At 50.9% G+C, this 17,269-nt stretch carries 16 protein-coding genes; 15 read left to right on the top strand and 1 reads right to left on the bottom strand.

The window, feature by feature from the left end:
• Nucleotides 1-53: 53 nt before the first annotated feature.
• Nucleotides 54-1,397 (top strand): FAD-dependent oxidoreductase, encoded by a 1,344-nt coding sequence (locus LY85_RS04865; protein WP_141825696.1) that lies wholly within the window; start codon nucleotides 54-56, stop codon nucleotides 1,395-1,397.
• 34 nt (nucleotides 1,398-1,431) lie between these two features.
• The gene (locus tag LY85_RS04860; protein ID WP_141825695.1) at nucleotides 1,432-2,841 is read left to right on the top strand and encodes an SLC13 family permease; all 1,410 of its coding nucleotides are present in this window, start codon (nucleotides 1,432-1,434) and stop codon (nucleotides 2,839-2,841) included.
• Between the two features lie 340 nt (nucleotides 2,842-3,181).
• On the opposite strand, the gene LY85_RS04855 is transcribed toward LY85_RS04860, so the two are convergent.
• On the bottom strand, nucleotides 3,182-4,630 hold the full coding sequence (locus LY85_RS04855; RefSeq protein WP_185741106.1) for a helix-turn-helix domain-containing protein: 1,449 nt from the start codon (nucleotides 4,628-4,630) through the stop codon (nucleotides 3,182-3,184).
• A gap of 259 nt (nucleotides 4,631-4,889) precedes the next feature.
• On the opposite strand from LY85_RS04855, the gene LY85_RS04850 reads away from it, so the two are divergent.
• The 13 genes from LY85_RS04850 to LY85_RS04790 all read left to right on the top strand — a co-directional run bounded on the left by LY85_RS04850 (nucleotide 4,890) and on the right by LY85_RS04790 (nucleotide 17,208).
• The gene (locus tag LY85_RS04850; protein WP_141825693.1) at nucleotides 4,890-6,824 is read left to right on the top strand and encodes an FAD-dependent oxidoreductase; all 1,935 of its coding nucleotides are present in this window, start codon (nucleotides 4,890-4,892) and stop codon (nucleotides 6,822-6,824) included.
• 16 nt (nucleotides 6,825-6,840) lie between these two features.
• Nucleotides 6,841-7,680: an SDR family NAD(P)-dependent oxidoreductase gene (locus LY85_RS04845; protein WP_141825692.1), complete on the top strand. Its 840-nt coding sequence runs from the start codon at nucleotides 6,841-6,843 to the stop codon at nucleotides 7,678-7,680.
• A gap of 13 nt (nucleotides 7,681-7,693) precedes the next feature.
• The gene (locus LY85_RS04840; RefSeq protein ID WP_141825691.1) at nucleotides 7,694-8,560 is read left to right on the top strand and encodes an SDR family NAD(P)-dependent oxidoreductase; all 867 of its coding nucleotides are present in this window, start codon (nucleotides 7,694-7,696) and stop codon (nucleotides 8,558-8,560) included.
• 14 nt (nucleotides 8,561-8,574) lie between these two features.
• Entirely contained in the window at nucleotides 8,575-9,105 is a 531-nt protein-coding gene (locus tag LY85_RS04835) for a hypothetical protein (RefSeq protein WP_141825690.1), read from the top strand.
• A 395-nt stretch (nucleotides 9,106-9,500) separates the two neighbouring features.
• Complete coding sequence (locus LY85_RS04830) at nucleotides 9,501-9,854, top strand: hypothetical protein (protein ID WP_141825689.1); 354 nt, start codon at nucleotides 9,501-9,503, stop codon at nucleotides 9,852-9,854.
• A 90-nt stretch (nucleotides 9,855-9,944) separates the two neighbouring features.
• A complete protein-coding gene (locus LY85_RS04825) occupies nucleotides 9,945-10,229 on the top strand; it encodes a hypothetical protein (protein WP_141825688.1) in 285 nt (94 codons plus the stop codon).
• Nucleotides 10,230-10,557: 328 nt separating this feature from the next.
• Entirely contained in the window at nucleotides 10,558-11,703 is a 1,146-nt protein-coding gene (locus tag LY85_RS04820) for an ABC transporter substrate-binding protein (protein WP_141825687.1), read from the top strand.
• 44 nt (nucleotides 11,704-11,747) lie between these two features.
• Nucleotides 11,748-12,575: a lactate utilization protein gene (locus LY85_RS04815; RefSeq protein WP_141825686.1), complete on the top strand. Its 828-nt coding sequence runs from the start codon at nucleotides 11,748-11,750 to the stop codon at nucleotides 12,573-12,575.
• A 33-nt stretch (nucleotides 12,576-12,608) separates the two neighbouring features.
• Nucleotides 12,609-13,895: a radical SAM protein gene (locus tag LY85_RS04810; protein WP_243122486.1), complete on the top strand. Its 1,287-nt coding sequence runs from the start codon at nucleotides 12,609-12,611 to the stop codon at nucleotides 13,893-13,895.
• A 2-nt stretch (nucleotides 13,896-13,897) separates the two neighbouring features.
• Nucleotides 13,898-14,386 (top strand): hypothetical protein, encoded by a 489-nt coding sequence (locus tag LY85_RS04805; protein WP_141825685.1) that lies wholly within the window; start codon nucleotides 13,898-13,900, stop codon nucleotides 14,384-14,386.
• A gap of 35 nt (nucleotides 14,387-14,421) precedes the next feature.
• On the top strand, nucleotides 14,422-15,465 hold the full coding sequence (locus LY85_RS04800; RefSeq protein ID WP_141825684.1) for an ABC transporter substrate-binding protein: 1,044 nt from the start codon (nucleotides 14,422-14,424) through the stop codon (nucleotides 15,463-15,465).
• 61 nt (nucleotides 15,466-15,526) lie between these two features.
• The gene (locus LY85_RS04795) at nucleotides 15,527-16,408 is read left to right on the top strand and encodes an ABC transporter permease (protein WP_185741105.1); all 882 of its coding nucleotides are present in this window, start codon (nucleotides 15,527-15,529) and stop codon (nucleotides 16,406-16,408) included.
• Nucleotides 16,409-16,440: 32 nt separating this feature from the next.
• Nucleotides 16,441-17,208, top strand: a complete 768-nt coding sequence (locus LY85_RS04790; protein WP_141825682.1) for an ABC transporter permease — start codon at nucleotides 16,441-16,443, stop codon at nucleotides 17,206-17,208.
• Nucleotides 17,209-17,269 lie beyond the last annotated feature (61 nt).

Here is a 17,269-nt window from a genome sequence, read left to right as displayed (position 1 = left end):
TAAAATAGCTGTATTCATACAATCATAGAATATGGCTTAGGAGGTTTGACTTTATGAGAACAGTACTCGAGCCGCAGACCCAAATTCCGGTATATGACGAGGCTGACGTATTAGTCGTGGGAGGCGGTCCTGCCGGCAGCGCCGCCGCTATATCGGCGGCCAGAAACGGAGCAAAAGTGATTTTACTGGAAAGATACGGCTTTTTAGGCGGCCTTGTTACCGGCGGTCAGGTCTGTATGATTCCAAATCTGGACAACGGTACCGGTGACAAAGTTTTGGGAATCCAGAAAGAATGGATGACGCGTCTTGGAAAATACCCCGACGCTGTATTCGGGCCAAAGGATCGCGAAGCGGGCAGCACCAATTCGGAGCTGGTTAAAAAATGGTCCAATTATTTTGGCACCGTATGGAACAACAGAGTAATGTATACTACTTTTATCGACCCGGAGCTGATGAAAATCGTCCTAAACGACATGGTGGAAGAAGCAAAGGTCACTGTCTACTTTCACTGCTGGGCCGCTAAAGCGTTTATGGACGAAGGGACCTTGAAAGGCGTGTTTTTTGAAAGCAAAGAGGGGCGCAAAGCCATTTTGGCCAAAGTAGTCATCGATGCGACTGGTGAGGGAGATATTTTTGCTTCCGCAGGCGCCGAGTTCGACAATAGCATTGATCCTACGATCCGCAACTCCAACATGGCAGAATGTTTCCGCCTTGCCAACACGGATTATGCAAAATACGCAGCTTACAAAGCGGCATTTCCGGAAGAGTGTGCCCGGAAGCTGCAGTGTCTGAATGAAACGGCGGGATATAAACTGCTTCCTATTCCCTCCAACCGCAACGACAACATGTGGGTGAATAACTGGATTCCGGAAAGAAACAGTATGAAGATCCAGGACCTCACCTATGTGGAAATGAAAATTAAAAAGGCAATTCCGGATGTTGTCCGCTATTTACAGAAAGAACTGCCGGGTTTTGAGGATTGCTACCTGATGGATATCGCATCTGTTGTCGGCTGCCGCTACTCCCGGCGGCTGAAAGGACAATATCAGATTACCTTTGACGACTTAAAGCAGGGAAAGACATTTTCAGATTCCATTGCCGTTACACCGGCGATGCACAGCTTCAACAAACCGGACGGTGAAGCCGCTCTGAGTATTCCGTTCAGGGCTTTGGTTCCTGAAAAGCTGGACAACCTTCTTGCAGCAGGACGATGCCTGAGTGCGGATGTGCGGGCCCATAACTGGCTGAATTTAATTCCGCACAGTGTGGCAACGGGGGAGGCTTCCGGCGCTGCTGCTTATCTTGCGGTTCAGTCTGGCAAAAAGCCCCGCGATATTGACATCGTTAAGCTGCAGAAAATTTTGAGAAATCAAGGAGTATACCTTCCGGAAATCTAATTAAGCTTCAGAGGCTAAAATAGAGGGAGTGTTCATGTTGAAAAAAACAGATGCTAAGCGAGTGTTCGGCGCTGTTCTGGGCATTGTAATTGCCGTTGTTTTCGTCTGCCTGCCGGTTCCTGATGGTCTGACCCATCCGGCAATGGTCGCACTTGGAATTACTCTTTGGGCAATTATCTATTGGATTTTTCAGGTTTTCAGTATTTTTATTACTTCCATGCTGATGTGCGCACTGTTCGCACTGACGGGTGTTGTTCCGTTTACCCATGCGTATTCCGGCTTTTCCAGCTCCACCTGGTGGTTTATGCTGGCTGCTCTCGGCATGAGCCTGGCGCTTACTAAGACCGGATTGATGAAGCGTTTCGCTTACTCCATTATGAAGCTGTTTTCGCCTACTTACAAAGGACAAGTCTTGGGTCTGATTGCCTCCGGGATCATAATCAATCCTTTTATTCCCAGTGCCACAGCAAAGCTTTGTATGGGAGTTCCCATTGCCGAAAGCGTTGGGGAAGCCATGGGCTACGAGAAAAAGAGCAACGGAATGCACGGCCTTTTCCTCGCGGTGGTCACAGGGTTTATGCTAATGAGCGTTTGCTTTATCAGCGCCAACTTTTTTGGTTACATCGCCTTTGGCCTGCTGCCGGCCGAAACACAGGCTGAATTCACCTGGATCAAATGGTTCATCAGTATGCTGCCTTGGGGGGTTGTAGTCGCAGTTGGCTGCCTGATCAGTATTTGGGTGCTGTATCGGCCAAAAGAAGAGAAGCATTTCTCTAAAGGCTATGTGAATCAGGAGCTGGCCGCCATGGGTCCAATGACCATGAATGAAAAACTGACTCTTGGGGTATTTTTGGTTGCCGTTGTCCTTTGGGCACTGCAGAAAATTATTAACGTTGACGGTACCGTTGTCGCCGTGTTCGCCCTTCTCATATTTTTGATTTTCAATGTGATTGATGTTTCAGATTTTAAAACAAAAATTCCCTGGGACATGCTGTTTATGGTAGGGAGTATGATCAGTTTTGGCAGCATACTGAACGAACTCAAGATCCAAACATACATCAGCAAGCAACTGGCGCCATACATCGGCCTGTTCACCGGAAATCCGTACATATTTATTACAGTAGTGGCAATCGCCATTTATCTGATACGGTTTATTTATGTGGATCAGGTTTCCAGCATTACGATATTTGTGGTTCTGCTGATTCCGTTCGCTCAGGCAATGAGCATCAGTCCCTGGATTTGTGCTATGGTTGTGTTCACATCCATCCTAACTTGGAATGTGATTTATCAAAATGGTCTGTTTCTCATCGGCTATTCTGCCGGTGGAGGTGAAGAAAGCATCTCTTTTCCCGCTATCAGCAAGCTGTCTTATATTTACATGGCTTTGAACATTCTGGGATTCTGGGCCTGTATTCCTTTCTGGCATCTGCTCGGCATCCTCTAAGCAAAACTCATCAGTTTGGTATTAACTTAAAAGGAGCAGGGACGTCTTTCGACATCCCTGCTCCTTTGTCTGCCAAAATGCGCGTCTGACAACAAAGTGATGCTGTATCCAGCCACAAAGAAGAATTATAATCTGGCCACCGGATAATGAAAATCCGGTGGCCTTTTAGTGCGAAAACTCCCGGCCATGCCGGGAGCCTGACTAAACAATATCAGCTCTCAATAGAGTCGAAAAGATAAATCATCTGATTCTCGGTGTGTTTCATATCAACCTTGCATTCGATGGGGAAAGGAACGGTCTGGCTGATCTTTCAATGCTTTCATTTGAATAATGATATAGATCATGAATACAGTGTGTTCTTTTCCAGAAAAAGGTCAATGGCAAAAGAATAGCTCAGAAGGAATTTTACCTGAGAATCTTCAAGATCGATTCCGGAAACCTGCATAATTTTCTGCCGCCTGTAGTTGAGCGTATTGCGGTGCAGAAAGAGAATTTCTGCCGTCTTGTTCTGGTTAAAACCGGTAAGCGTATAAGTGCGCAGGGTTTCATACAGCTTCGTGTCTTTTTGCTGGTCGTATTCCCTTAGAAGAGAGAGGGATGGATGACAGTAGTGCATGAGTTTCATCTCTTCGGGAAGATGATCGAGTATATCAAAAAACGCATAATCTTCATAGCTGTGTATCAGGCCGTCCGCGTCCATCTTCTGCGAAAGGATCATGGCTTTTTCCGCCTGACGGTAATATTCCGGAAATTTTGCCGGATCGGAAAAGGAGTTGCTGATACCGGCTAAAAGGTAGTTCTGTGCGCACAATGTTTTTAGAAGCTCCAGCTGCTCCGGAGGAACCGCCCGGTTCTTTTTCACTCCGATGATCAGCACAATTGATTTCTGGTAAACAATGCTCTGCTCCACCTGAAAGATGCTTTCAAGCTGGGGCTGAATAGACGCGGCCAGACTGACTTCACCATGATAATAAAGCGGCTTGACCGTCAGGACACGCATATAGGGCGGAAATGTGAGTTCGCTGACATGGATACGGGTGGCCGCCTGCTTTTCAGAAATTCCGTTCAGCATATCCGTCAGCATTTCACTGTAAAGGTGTGAGCGCAGAGTGATTTTGTTTTGGTGTCTCAGCGTCGTTTCCGTCAGCGTTCTGCTGATGATGGACAGCATTTCGTAACAGTCCGCGCCGAATTCGTTGCTTGGCTGAATCATGAAGATATAACCGAAAATCATATCGTTTTTCGTGATCTTACTGCAGAGGTAAAAAAGCTGCATCTCTTCGCAGATACGGACATAGGGATCGGACCCCGGCTGTTTTCCGTTCTCGCGCCGGAGCGTACGAATATGCTCCATAAATTCAGTCGGGCAATAGCCCTGCTTTACGCTCTGTGTCCAAAGCGGGTTCTGCAGGCGGAAGGGGAACGAATGTGCCAGAATTTTCCCGCTCATGTCGATCATTACGATGGAGCTCTCCGCTCTGTCGGCAATATCACTCAGGATACCGGAAATGCCTTTCCCGTCCAGAATCATCTGCAGCGTTGATGTGTACAGGGCCTGCATCCGGTAAGCCCTGTTCAGGATATCGCAGACAAGGGTCACTGCCGCCTGATAGCTGCCGGCTTCGATCTGCGCGGAGTTGACAAAGGACCCGCATACTTCGTCGGATGCGCATTCCGTATAGATGAGATTCTGCGGAACGGGGTTCGTTAAATTGGATGCATCACGCACAAAGTACAGAATGTCATTTTTACATTTGCTCAGATCGGATTTTAAATCCAGCTCTTTCAATTCGTAAATTTGTAAGTTGTTACTAATTGTTGATTGCAGTATTCTCAAATTTCCAGATAATATCTCGACTATTTTGCTGAACAGCAAATCCATCACCTCAACTATATTTTAGTCATCAGGCACAAAAAAGGCAAGGGTTTTGTGTGAGAGGTCCATATCTTTTCCCAATTGAGTATGTTATATTATTAACAGAGAGTTTGCCAAAGCAAAAAAGTACGTGCCGGAAAAGTCAAACTTTAAGGAAGAAAGGGCTGATTTCATGAAGTACACAAAGCTTTTTGAAAAAGGAAAAATCGGAAAACTGGAACTGAAAAACAGAATCGTCATGCCTGCGATGGGGACCGGGTTTGCGTCCTCAACAGGAGAAGCATCGGACGAAATCATCCGGTATTATGCCGACCGGGCGAAGGGAGGCTGCGGGCTGATTATCACCGAAATCTGCCGGATCGACGAGGAAACGGGAATCGGCACAAGCAACCAGCTGTGCGCGACGGATTCCAAACACATCCCCCGTCTTGTCCGGCTGGCGGAGGCGGTGCATGCGTACGATACGAAAATTTTCCTTCAGCTCCACCATCCGGGAAACGAGACAATGAGCAGGCTTCTGCACGGAAAGCAGATTGTCGCTCCCTCGCCGGTGATGTGCAAAATCATAGGCGAAATGCCGCGGGAGCTTACCACAGAGGAAGTCACGGCAATGGCGCAGAAATTTGTGAAGGGCGCCGTGATCGCTAAGACTGCGGGATTGGACGGGGTGGAGGTCCACGCCGCCCACGGGTATCTGGTCAACCAGTTCTTAAGCCCGCACACCAATCGTCGTACGGATAAATACGGCGGTGATTTCTTCAACCGTATGCGTTTTATTACCGAGATCGTCGTCGGTATCCGTTTTGCCTGCGGCCCCGATTTCCCGGTCTGCGTCCGCATTGACGGCAGCGAATTCATTGAGGACGGCCTCGATGAAAAGGAATGCATCCGTATCGCGAGATATCTTGAAAGTCTGGGAATCGCTTGCCTGAATGTGAGCTGCGGAACCTATGAGTCCGGCGCAACGATCATTGAACCGTCCTGCTTTGCGGAGGGCTGGAAAAAGCACCTGGCAAAAAATATTAAGGCGAATGTCAGAATCCCGGTGATCGCCGTCAACACGATCAAGCATCCGGCCTTTGCCGAAGCGCTTCTGGAGGAGGGCGTCTCCGATTTCGTGGGCGTTGCGCGCGGACAGCTTGCCGACGCCGAGTGGGCCAATAAAGCAAAATGCGGGGAAGACGTCCTGATCCGCAAATGCATCGGCTGTATGAACTGCTTCCTTGTGGCCAATCAGGGCAGGCCGGTCGAATGCACGGTCAACCCGATTCTCGGGCGGGAGCTGACCCATGGGGACGACCGTCTTGTAAAGGACGGAAACGGGCGCACGGTGGCCGTTGTCGGCGGCGGACCGGGCGGTATGCAGGCCGCGCTGGTGCTGGCCAAGAGAGGGTTCAAAACGGTGCTGTTCGAAAAAAGCGGCAGACTGGGCGGAACCATTAAATTCGGTTCGGTTCCTCCTCATAAGGAACTGCTTGCTGAACTGATCGACACTCAGGAAGCGGAACTCAAAAAATGGGGCGTGGATGTACGCCTGAATACACAGGGCACCGTGGAAGAGTGCAGAAAAGCCGGGGCGTGCGGAGTGTTCCTTGCCCAGGGCGGGAACCCGATCGTTCCCAAAATCCCCGGCGTTGAAAAAGCGGTTCTGGCGGAACAGGTTTTATCAGGCGAGGTGAAGCTCAGCGGAAAGAATATCGCCGTCATAGGCGGCGGTGTCACGGGGCTGGAAACAGCCGAGTATCTGAGCCCGGACAATCAGGTCACCGTGGTGGAAATGATGAATGCCGTCGGCACCACTCTTTATCCGAGTGTCCTGCACTACCTGATGGAACGCCTCAATAAAAATAAGGTTGAAATTTTGACGGGCCACGCCATCAAGGCGGTCGGGGACGGAGAGATCACGCTTACTGTCACGGCCAGCGCCGTTGAAGTTGCCCGCAGGGCCGACGTCGTCGTTCTGGCGCTTGGCGTAAGGTCGAACCGCGCGCTGTACGAGGAGATGGAAGCCGCGTTTGACAGGGTGGTACTGGTCGGCGATACGGAAAAGCCGGGTACGATTGTCAGCGCCATGCATTCCGCGAACGACAAGGCATTCGTATTTTAAGGGAGGGGAACAGAAGATGAAAGAGTTTAAAGGCAAGGTTCTGGTTGTTACAGGCGGCGGAAGCGGTATCGGAGAGGCGATTGCCAAAGAAGGCGCGCTGCGCGGCATGAAAATAGTGATCAACGACATTGACGCTCCGGCGGTGGATCGTGTTGTAAACGAGCTGCACGGGATGGGAGCCGAGGCGGTGGGACAGAAGGCGGACATTTCCCTTCTTGAAAACGTTGAAGGGCTTTTAAAGCTGACTCTGGATGCCTTCGGGCAGGTGGATATGCTTGTCAACAACGCCGGGGTTTCGGTATCCGGCCCTGTTTGGGAGATTCCGGTGCAGGATATCCACTGGATTACCGAGGTCAACATGCTGAGCCATCTTTACGGGATGAAGGTCTTTATTCCTCAAATGATCCGGCAGGGGACCGAAGCGGTCATTATCAACACCGAATCCACAGCGGGACTGATGACCTCCGGAAACGCCGTGATGTACCATGCCACAAAATTCGCGGGGATCGGGGCTTCGGAGGGTACCTACCTTGCCCTGAAGAATCGCGGCCTCGGGCGCATTCAGGTCCATTGCCTGGTACCCGCCTTTGTGCAGACGGGCATTCATCTGGCGGATACTCACCGGCCGGAACGTTACGCCATCAACGACGATCCTTATTATCAGGGGCAGGAGTTTAAGTCGGGTTTTGTGCGCAGCGAGCGCCAGGTAACGACGGGCATTCCCATCGATTATGTGGGAACCTGTGTTTTTACCGCTGTCGAGGATGAGAAATTCTATATCTTTACCCACCCGGAATCCCAGGTTGTCGCCGGGATGAGGATTCAGAATCTGGTTAACGGAAAAAATCCGCAATAAGGAGGGCGCCGATATGATTGAAAACTATAAAGGGAAAGTGCTGGTAATCACGGGCGGTGCCAACGGCATCGGACGCGCGCTGGCACTGGGCTGCGCGAAACGGGGGTCCGATGTGCTGATCGCCGATATCCACGGGGAGGAAGCGGAAGCGGTCGCCGATGAAATCAGGGCGATGGGCCGCAAAGCGGTTGCCGTACAGGCTGACGTTTCCCTTTCGGAAGAATGCCAGAAAATATTTGACCGGACCATGAAAGAATTCGGCCGCTGCGATATCCTTATCAATGACGCGGGCGTATCCAACGGTGCCGATCTTTTGGACATCAGGGAGCAGGATATCAAGTGGGTGACGGAAGTCAACGTTTATGCCCACTGGTTTATGATGCAGCGGTTTATTCCGCAGATGCTCACGCAGGGCACGCACTGCCAGATTTTAAACGTCTGCTCCATCGCGGGACTGATCACCTTAGGCTCCGCTCCGGTTTACTTCAGCACGAAGCATGCGGCTGTCGCTCTGTCGGAGTGTGTGTACAAGTCCCTCAAAGCGTCGGGCGCCGACATCGATGTTTCCGTGTTCTGTCCCGGTTTTGTACAGACGGAGATGCATCTGACGGACCGGCACCGTCCGGAACGGTTTGCCGTACCAAAGGACGATCCTTATTACTCGTCGGAAAAATATCAGAAATTCATAGAATTCAATAAGAAGATTCTTGACAACGGCGCTCCTCTGGAGCCTACGGTTGAGAAAGTATTCGAATCCCTCGCGAAGAAACAGTTTTATATCCTGACCCATGAAAATTATGATGAGCTCTTAAAGCAGCAGGGAATTTATCAGGCAAACAGAACAGAGCCTGTGGATCCTTCCCTCCTGACAAAACATTAAGGAGAAAAAGAACCATGAATGAAACAGTACAGAAGCGCTTTCTGCTCTACTTCCGCCTGTCTCTGCTCCTCTGGATCCTGATTGCAAACGCAATTCTCAATGTCATGAATTTTCAATACGGCTGGCTGATCTTTATCAGCAATATTATGCTGTTTACAATGGAAGGGGATATCAGGGACAGACTGATTTCCGTTGAGGTGGGCGGTCTTGTCGGCCTGGTGCTCACTGTTGTGGCACTTTTGGCTATTTCGGCACTGACACCGGTTCTGGGCGGCCTTTTCGGTTTTCTGATTCCTCTGGCTGTCGTCCTTTTTATCCTGATCGTCCTGCATCCGTATGCTCCAAAGGCCCTCAACAACGTCGGGTTTGCGTACTTAACCTGTGCCTGTATCGATGTAAATGCGTTTTCGTCGAATATCCCGCTTTTTTTCGGCACTTTTATTGTTGGTAGCCTCATTTTTAACGGGGTTTGCGTTCTTCTTATGAGGCCGTGTAAAAAACTGGCTATGAGAAGCGAAGCACAGGGTGAAAAGAAAGCAGTGTAATTGCAGCAATGTTATCAAGTTTATAAACGTTAACCCCTAAGCATACTGTTGCTTAGGGGTCGTTTTTTTGACTGAGAGGTTTAAAATTATATAAAAGTTCTTTATGAAGCGAATGGTGAAGTAATTAAAATTAATAATTAAATTGCAGGATTACCCTGACATAGACCCAAATTCCATAGAATTTCCGACCGAAATTTGTATTGTCTATGTAGTCTGCAGAAAAGAATGTGGAAACAGAGAATTTCTGATTGATAGTCAAACAGATATATGTGAATATTGCGGACACCATATGCTTCACACGGTAGGCAGAAAATATATTTTAGCAAAAGAAGAAACTTAACCTATTTAGTTAGAGAAACTTATCATTAATTTTTAGAGCGCAGATGAGGAATCATTTGCGCTTCTTTATTAAAGGAAGCAAACCCGACGATCGGGAACGGGTCGGAACTTATTTCATACGCTGCGGAAGTGGGTTTGGATTTGCCGTTGACCTTAGAAAAGCAAAAAATCTGATTGAATATGTCGGGAAGCGTCCCGGAGTTGACCGTATTGGGGAACACGGTCTTTTTTCTTCTGAGCCGAATGTGGATATCCGGAAAGCTCAGGAGGAAGTCGCAAGCTGCAAGGGAAATATCTGGACGCATGTTATCTCCCTGCGGCGGGAAGATGCCGATGCGCTGGGGTATGACCATCAAAAGCCTTCGCGCGATCTGATCCTGCAGAAAGTTGATGTTATTGCGAAAGCGTAAAGCAATGAATGGAGATATAAAGGCCAAATATGAGCTTACAAAGAAATACTTCTATGGGAACGGCGTGAGCGGGATTATGAGCAGGCTCAAATGTGCTACGGACTCGCAACTGCGGCCGGACATTCCTTTGCAAAATACGAGCTGGGAAAAATGGACCTCTACGGCATCGGTATTGAACAGAATCAGGAATTAGGCACGGAGTACTGTTTGGATGCCTACTGGGATTTCCGGGCCTCGGTTGAGAAAAGCTATGGCTTTGATGTGGGAAGTTCCGTGTATGTGGAAGCTCTGTCCGAAGAGATTCGGGAGCAGCTGCGGCGACCTTATGATGTGAGTATTTTGAAGTCTGTCAAAAAGATTGGAATGATGATTTGAAAGAAAGGTGAGAAGCAGTATTCAATAAAATCGCATTACGATGAAGAAACGAGGTGATGTCACAGAATACAAAAAATTGTCCCTTTAAGAGCTAAAGATTTTAGCTTGTGCTTTTCAGTTGGATTCGTATAATATACTTAATAAACATATATGTTTAATTAAAGAAATCCGCCGACAAGCTTCACTGAAGAAAATGCGGAGAAAAGGCTGTGTTTTTCTGGATGCGGCGCTGACGAAGATGCTTTTGTATCGATTCGAACGTTGCCGGTGAAACATGGTCTTTATATAAATCAATTTTAAATGTGTGTGTTAAAAGGAGACAGGGAGTATGAACAGAGTAAAAAAGACAAAAAAATTCGCATCCGGGCTGCTGATTGCTTCGCTGCTGCTGTCGATAGCCTTTAGTGGCTGCAGCAATAATCTGTCGGTTTCCTCCGGCAGCGCTCCCGCAGGCAAAGCGGGTTCGGCTGTGGAATCCGCCGCGGCCTCTTCGGAGAAGCCGGACGTGATCCGGGTGGGAACGGCTTTTACCGCGGGCAACAGCAACAAGGCTTCGCTGATGACTTTCGGCGTGCTTTATGAGCACCATCTGCTGGAAGAGGAATTTGAAAAAGATGGCATCAAAATTGAATGGAATTTCTTTAAAGGGGTCAGCCCCGCAGTGAACGAGGCATTTGCCAGCAACACCATCGACTTTGCCGCCACAAGCGACCTGGGGGCTATTGTCGGTAAGTCGAACGGGCTGAATATCAAGCTGATCGCCTCGCAGTCGAGAGGCGGAGAGTCCTATCTCGGCGTGCCTGCTAAATCGACGGCCACAAAGATCGAGGATCTTGCTGGAAAGAAGCTTGCCACCACAAATGGGACCACTTTTCAGGTGACTCTGGCTAGAATTCTGGCAAAACGCAATCTGACGATCAAGGATTTTGAATTCTTCAATCTTGCGCCCGCGGACGGTGTCGCGGCCCTGGTAAGCGGAAACATTGACGCCGCCGTCTATGGGGGACCGGGGCAGCTGTTCCCGCCCAGGGACAAAGGGCAAGTCAAGATTCTGTACACAACCGCTGACGATCCGGAATTCAAGGCGGATGAAAAGCCGCAGACCAGCGTGTTCGTTTCCGACAGCTTCCTTGAAAAGTATCCCGACATCACGGAGCGTTTCCTGAAAGCTTATCTGAAGGCGGCGCAGTGGATTTCAAAAGAAGAAAATCAGGAGGATTACTACGTGATCGCTTCCCACACTGGCCAGTCCGTGGATGGTCTTCGCGAAGGCGCGAAGGGAACGGATCCGAGCTACATCTATTCGCCCTTAATTGACGATTCGGTTGTGAATTATTATTCGGGAACCATCAGCCTTATGAAAGATCTGGGTCTGATTAAAAATACCTTCGATGCGAAGGACCTCATCGTCGAAGAGCCTTTGAAAAAAGCTTTAGCGGAGACAAAGCTGCAAGACAACTGGAAGAAATATTGACATGGATGATTCTTTCCTCAAAACGAAGATTAAGGAGCTAAAATATGAGCACAAAATTACTGGATATTGACTACTCTTCCATTAAAGACGAAGACATCGTCGCCGTTCTTAAAGCGTTTAAGAACCGCCATTTCAATGTCTATTACGCTCCGGACGCGGAGGCGGCCCGGGCAATTGTAACCGAATTGATTCCCTCCGGCGAGAAGGTGGGGACCGGCGATTCAACCTCGGTAGCGCAGCTCGGCATCTACGCGGCGCTGGAAGCGCAGGGAACAACGGTCTACACAGGGCACGCAAGGGGAAAGACCTTTGCGGAAACCAGACGCCTCAGCGCCTTGTCCTACAGTTCGGAGTGCAGGTATTTTTTGACGGGAACCAACGCCGTAACGCGCGACGGGAGGCTTGTCAACGTGGACGCTCTCGGTAACCGCGTGGCCGGCATGTTTTACGGGCACGAGAATTCGGTTCTGATCGTCGGCCGCAACAAGATCACAAAGGATCTGGACGAGGCCTTCAACCGGATCCGGTATCAGATTTCCCCGCAGCACGTGAAAATACGCAGCACGGATCTTGGAGGCCGGCCCTTTAAGACCGGGTGCGTCAAGACCGGGCGCTGCGTGGACTGCAGGGGCGAGGACCGCACCTGCAACGTATTCACGGTGATTGAGCATAAGCCCAAAGGCACCAATATCAACGTCGTGTTCGTCAATCAGGACCTCGGTTTGGGATGGGATGACTCCTGGCCGAAAGAGCGCATCGAAAACATCATCGAAGAGTACAAAAAGCTGGTGTGGATCCCGCCGCAAAGGCAGGAGCTGTCCGGCCCGAAGGTTCCCGAACAGGCTGCTCCCGGGGAAAAAGCGGGCGGCTGACCGGCCAAACGAACAAGGAGACCCCATATCACAATGAATGAAGGAAGCGGAGAAATGAGCATCCAAACGACGGAATCTGCAAGATCGGCGTTTGAAAAAGCGGTTGCCGATTACCCCGACGTGCCGTTCCATATTATTTTGAAACTCGACCTGCTGCGGCGCGGCGCATATTTAACGGAAGAGGCGCTCGATGCGGTCCAAAACGATGAATATCGTTTTGGACCCATGAGGATTTTCTATTCTCACGGAAACACGAAAGGAACGGACAGGGAGATTCCTGGTTCCATCCTTTTGCGCGACGCGACCACCGCATCCGTGTCTTTTGACGAGGACTACCGGGAGCCCTATCGGATCGAAAGGGAAAATGGTGCCTTTGCTCTTTATGACGGAGATGAGTTTATCGACACGATCGACTTCACGCCTCGGCCGAAATATTACGGAAAGAAAACAAGCCGGGGGGTGCCGATGGAAAGCATCGCCAGCGCCCGCGCGCAGCGGCTGATCATCAACACCTACAAGCACTGCCATCTGTGGGACACGGGAGACCAATGCCGGTACTGCGCCTTCTTCACGGATCTGATCCGGGCGAAGCAGGCCGCCCAGGAGGATCGCGCCGCCAAAGAGGTGGACGCCGAGGATATTTACGAAACAGTCCGCGAGGTTTTGAAAGAGCCCGGACGCATATCGGAGATTTACCTCACCGGTGGGATGGACTATAGCGGGGAGGTTCTGTTTGAGAACGAAGTGAACCGTTATATCCGTATTCTGCAGGCCATCGGGCGCAATTTCAAAGGACGCTTTTCCAGCCAGATCATGGCGCCTGCCTATAGCAGGGAACAGCTCAGGCGCATCTATCAGGAAACCGGTCTCACCTCCTACTGTCCGAACGTCGAGGTGTGGGACGAGGAGATTTCAAAACACATATGTCCCGGAAAAAACCGCTGGCCCGGAAACACGGAATGGATTCGGCGGACAGTCGATGCGGTTGAAATTTTCGGGAAGGGCAATGTGTATACGCAGGTGGTGGCCGGCGTGGAGATGGTGCAGCCATATGGCTTTCCGACTGTTGAGGAAGCTCTGGAATCCAATTTTCAGGCGTGTGAATTTTTCGCAAAGCATGGTGTCGTCTTTTTGAGCACCGTCTGGCATCCGCATAAACATGCGTCCCTAGGCGAGCATCCGGTCCCGCCGCTTGACTATTATGTAAGGCTGGTGCGCGGCCTTCATGAAATCCGCAAGTCATATGGGCTGACGTCAGATAATGACGATTATAAGCACTGCGGGAATCACGCGGACAGCGATTTGGAAAGGGGGGACTGACCGTGCACACATTTTCTCAGCCGGTCGGGATTCCGGAAAAACTTTTGAAACTGCTTCAGGAGCCGGCCGCCGTAAAAACGGTCGGAACAGTAAACGCCGACGGCTCCCCGTATATCAGCGTAAATACTACGCTGATAAGTCTGGACGGAAAATCGCTGATTTTGAGCGAGGATCTGGAAAAATCCATCAGCAATGTCAATCTCGTGAACAGCGTCTGGTTCGACAGGGCCGCAGCCGTGACGGTTTCATACGGAGAAGACTCCTTTGCAATAAAAGCGCAGGTGCACCGTTGCCTGATCGTAGGAAAAATATTTGAACAGATGCTCTCGCGCAAACGAAATGCGTATGGGGATGACGCTGATATTTCAACGGTCTGGGAGCTTCTCCCTCTGGAGATAAGCGAAACGTCCCCGGCGGTCCTGCGACGGCTCCAGGAAAAAGAACATCCCTATTTCGACCGCCACCTCGACCGATCAAGCATCAAAGCCTGAGAAAGACCTGTTATACCGAGAACTGGAGGGAAACCATGACCATAAAAAGAGAAGTATTTTATACTATTTGCCCGCTGATCGTCGCGTCCCATATCGCCGTTGAGAAAGGCTGGCTTGCGGAAGAACTTGAGAAGGCAGGTGCTGCGCCCCGCTTCCTGCGCGAGCAACCCAAAAGCGAGTGGCTGGCGCATTTCACGTCGATCCATCCAAATCTTTTCCGCGATGGCGGGTGCATTCCGCCGCTTTGGGCAAGATCCCTTTCCCCGGTAAACAAGCTGATCGCCACCACTTCGTTTAGCCGGTCCGGCGGACAGCTTGTCGTGAGGGCAAGGGACGGGATACATACGATCGCGGATTTGCGGGGAAAACGGATCGGCCTTTCTCTGCGCGCGAAGCCGGACCGGGTAGACTTCGCGCGCGCAACGGCGCACCGCGCTATCCTCCTGACCCTGCGGCTCGACGGGCTGAGAGAGGACGAGGTGACGCTCGTCGACCTGCCGGAATCCGAGGGAAAAGCCGGGGACCCCTCGTGGGAAAAGCTGGAGCCTGCCAAAAATCCCGTTGCCCTTTGGGGCGGGGGCAAGCTGAGGACGCAGGTCTGGCGGGACGGGCAGTCCCTGCTGGACGGACGCGTGGACGCGATCTACGCAAGGCCGGGGCAATCGAAGCCGCTTGAGGAGAAGGGGCTGGTGACGGTCATCCATCGCATTGCCGATCATCCCGACTGGACGCTGCAGGTTGCCAACACGCCGACGGTGGTGACTGTCAGCACCGAGGTTGCCGAAAAATATCCCGAGATCCCAATAGCATGGCTTCGGGCATCCGTGAAAGCGGGAAAGTGGATCAGGGATAACGCCCGCGAAGCCGCCGAAACGTTTTTTGAAGTGACCGGCGAATCCAATCTTGAAAATATCGTGCGGAAATTAAAGGAATACGACTTCGTGCCGAACCTGTCTCCAAAAAGACTTGCCGCCCTTGAAATTCAGAAGGAATTCTTATTAAAGCATGGATATATCGAAAAGGATTTCTCCCTTGAGGAATGGGTCGACGACCGGTTCCTCAAACAGGCGCTGCAGTGAGTCCGAACCCAGGGCCGTCGGAAAATCCGCGGAAAAAAAAGGGAAAGGAAGGGAATCGAACATGAGTACCAACCAGAGAAACGGGCAGGCTTCCCCGCCTGCGCCGGCGTTCGAGCATATTACAGAAAAAATTCATAAGACGGTGCGGCAAAGGGGAACGCCGGACGTGCCCGAATCTTGGATCAAACGGATCCTGCCGGGCTTTCTTTTACCGGCGTTGGTTTTGGCGGTATGGGAGGTCACGACGATTTTTTCCCTGGTTCCTCCCCAACTGCTTGTGCCGCCCGAAAGCGTGTTACAGTGCCTTATCAGACTGGCCGTAAGCGGAGTTCTGTGGGAGAATCTGAGGGTCAGCCTTTCTCTCGTCCTTCTGGGATTCACCTGGGGGGTTCTCGGAGGAATCGCGGTCGGTGCCCTGATGGCGACTTTCCGGACCGTCGACCGCCTTGTTCATCCGCTCATTCAGGCGATACGCCAGATTCCCCTTTTCGGGTGGCTTCCCTTCTTGATTCTGCTTTTTGGCATCGGCCGAGAATTCAAGATTGTTTTTATCGGCCTGAGTACGTTTTATGTGATGGTGGTCAATGCCTATGACGGCGTAAAGAGCGTTTCGCCGGAGCATCTGGAGGTGTCCAGAATTTTTGGCGTCGGTTATTTCCGTAGGTTTACTGAGGTCATTATTCCGGAGGCGATGCCTTCGATTTTCACCGGTCTGAAAACAGGGCTAAGCCTTTCGTGGATGACCGTGGTGGGCGCGGAAATGGTGGCCGCCAGCCTGGGAGTGGGGTATCTGATGAATTATTCGCGCACCATGTTTGAATATGACGTTGTGTACACGATGGTTTTTGTCATCGGTATCATAGGTTTCCTGATGAACCTGGTCGTGAACCGGATCGAGCGGCATGTCCTTCGCTGGCGTACCACATATCGCTCCTCCGAATAAAGCATCGGAATTATGAAAGGGGGTACAATCCTTTGAAGCATAGCCAATTCATCCGCAAAACGGCAATGGGACTGGTGCTGCCGTTCCTGATCGTACTGGCGTGGTTCCACGCGTCGCCAGGCAGCAGCCTGGTGTCTTCTCCGAGAGAGGTTTATGATACGATCGTGGAATCCCTTCAGAACGGATTTTTGTTGGAAAATCTTCTGGTGAGCTTCAGCCGCGTGATGCAAGGTTTTCTCTACGGGTCGCTGGCGGGGCTCTTTCTGGGCATTCTGACCGGCGTTTCCGCGCGGGCAGACCGGATCATTTCACCGTTTTTCCATGCCGTGCGGAATGTCCCCATTGTGGGATGGATTCCGCTTTTTATCATTTGGTTTGGATTCGGCGATTTGTCGGAAATCATGCTGATCGCGGTCGGCGCGTTTTTTCCCGCAGTATTGAATACCTATCAGGGAATCCACAGCGCCGGCCGGAACTTTGTTGAGGTAGGCCGGATATTCAATTTAAAAAATTCTCAGATTTTCAGACGGATTGTCTTTCCCTCCGCGCTGCCGTCCATTGTTACGGGAATCCGCATCAGTCTTTCCAATTCGTGGATGTTCGTTGTGGTCGCCGAAATATTCGGCGTCACTTCCGGAGGCATCGGCAATATGATGAATGACGCGCGAGAAGCGTTTCGCATGAACATCGTGATCATGGGAATCATCGCAATCGGAATCGTAGGTCTCCTGTTAAACCAGGTCCTCTCGCTGCTTGAGCGGCACATTCTGGTCTGGCGCCTTACGGAGCGAAAGCAGTGAGAGTGAACAGGGCCACCGGGCCGGGGCCCGCCGCCATAACCGGCGGCGGAAAATCCCGGTT

Source organism: Clostridium sp. KNHs216, from assembly GCF_006714885.1.
Classification (GTDB): domain Bacteria; phylum Bacillota; class Clostridia; order Oscillospirales; family Acutalibacteraceae; genus Caproiciproducens.
Note: the sequence above shows the minus strand (reverse complement) of the source record. Positions and strands in the feature narration are given on the sequence as shown.

What these genes read in the sequence shown, in the direction of transcription:
- LY85_RS04865 (WP_141825696.1), top strand. Translation starts at nt 54, where the DNA reads ATGAGAACAGTACTCGAGCCGCAGACCCAAATTCCGGTATATGACGAG.
- LY85_RS04860 (WP_141825695.1), top strand. Translation starts at nt 1,432, where the DNA reads ATGTTGAAAAAAACAGATGCTAAGCGAGTGTTCGGCGCTGTTCTGGGC.
- LY85_RS04850 (WP_141825693.1), top strand. Translation starts at nt 4,890, where the DNA reads ATGAAGTACACAAAGCTTTTTGAAAAAGGAAAAATCGGAAAACTGGAA.
- LY85_RS04845 (WP_141825692.1), top strand. Translation starts at nt 6,841, where the DNA reads ATGAAAGAGTTTAAAGGCAAGGTTCTGGTTGTTACAGGCGGCGGAAGC.
- LY85_RS04840 (WP_141825691.1), top strand. Translation starts at nt 7,694, where the DNA reads ATGATTGAAAACTATAAAGGGAAAGTGCTGGTAATCACGGGCGGTGCC.
- LY85_RS04835 (WP_141825690.1), top strand. Translation starts at nt 8,575, where the DNA reads ATGAATGAAACAGTACAGAAGCGCTTTCTGCTCTACTTCCGCCTGTCT.
- LY85_RS04825 (WP_141825688.1), top strand. Translation starts at nt 9,945, where the DNA reads ATGTGCTACGGACTCGCAACTGCGGCCGGACATTCCTTTGCAAAATAC.
- LY85_RS04820 (WP_141825687.1), top strand. Translation starts at nt 10,558, where the DNA reads ATGAACAGAGTAAAAAAGACAAAAAAATTCGCATCCGGGCTGCTGATT.
- LY85_RS04815 (WP_141825686.1), top strand. Translation starts at nt 11,748, where the DNA reads ATGAGCACAAAATTACTGGATATTGACTACTCTTCCATTAAAGACGAA.
- LY85_RS04810 (WP_243122486.1), top strand. Translation starts at nt 12,609, where the DNA reads ATGAATGAAGGAAGCGGAGAAATGAGCATCCAAACGACGGAATCTGCA.
- LY85_RS04800 (WP_141825684.1), top strand. Translation starts at nt 14,422, where the DNA reads ATGACCATAAAAAGAGAAGTATTTTATACTATTTGCCCGCTGATCGTC.
- LY85_RS04795 (WP_185741105.1), top strand. Translation starts at nt 15,527, where the DNA reads ATGAGTACCAACCAGAGAAACGGGCAGGCTTCCCCGCCTGCGCCGGCG.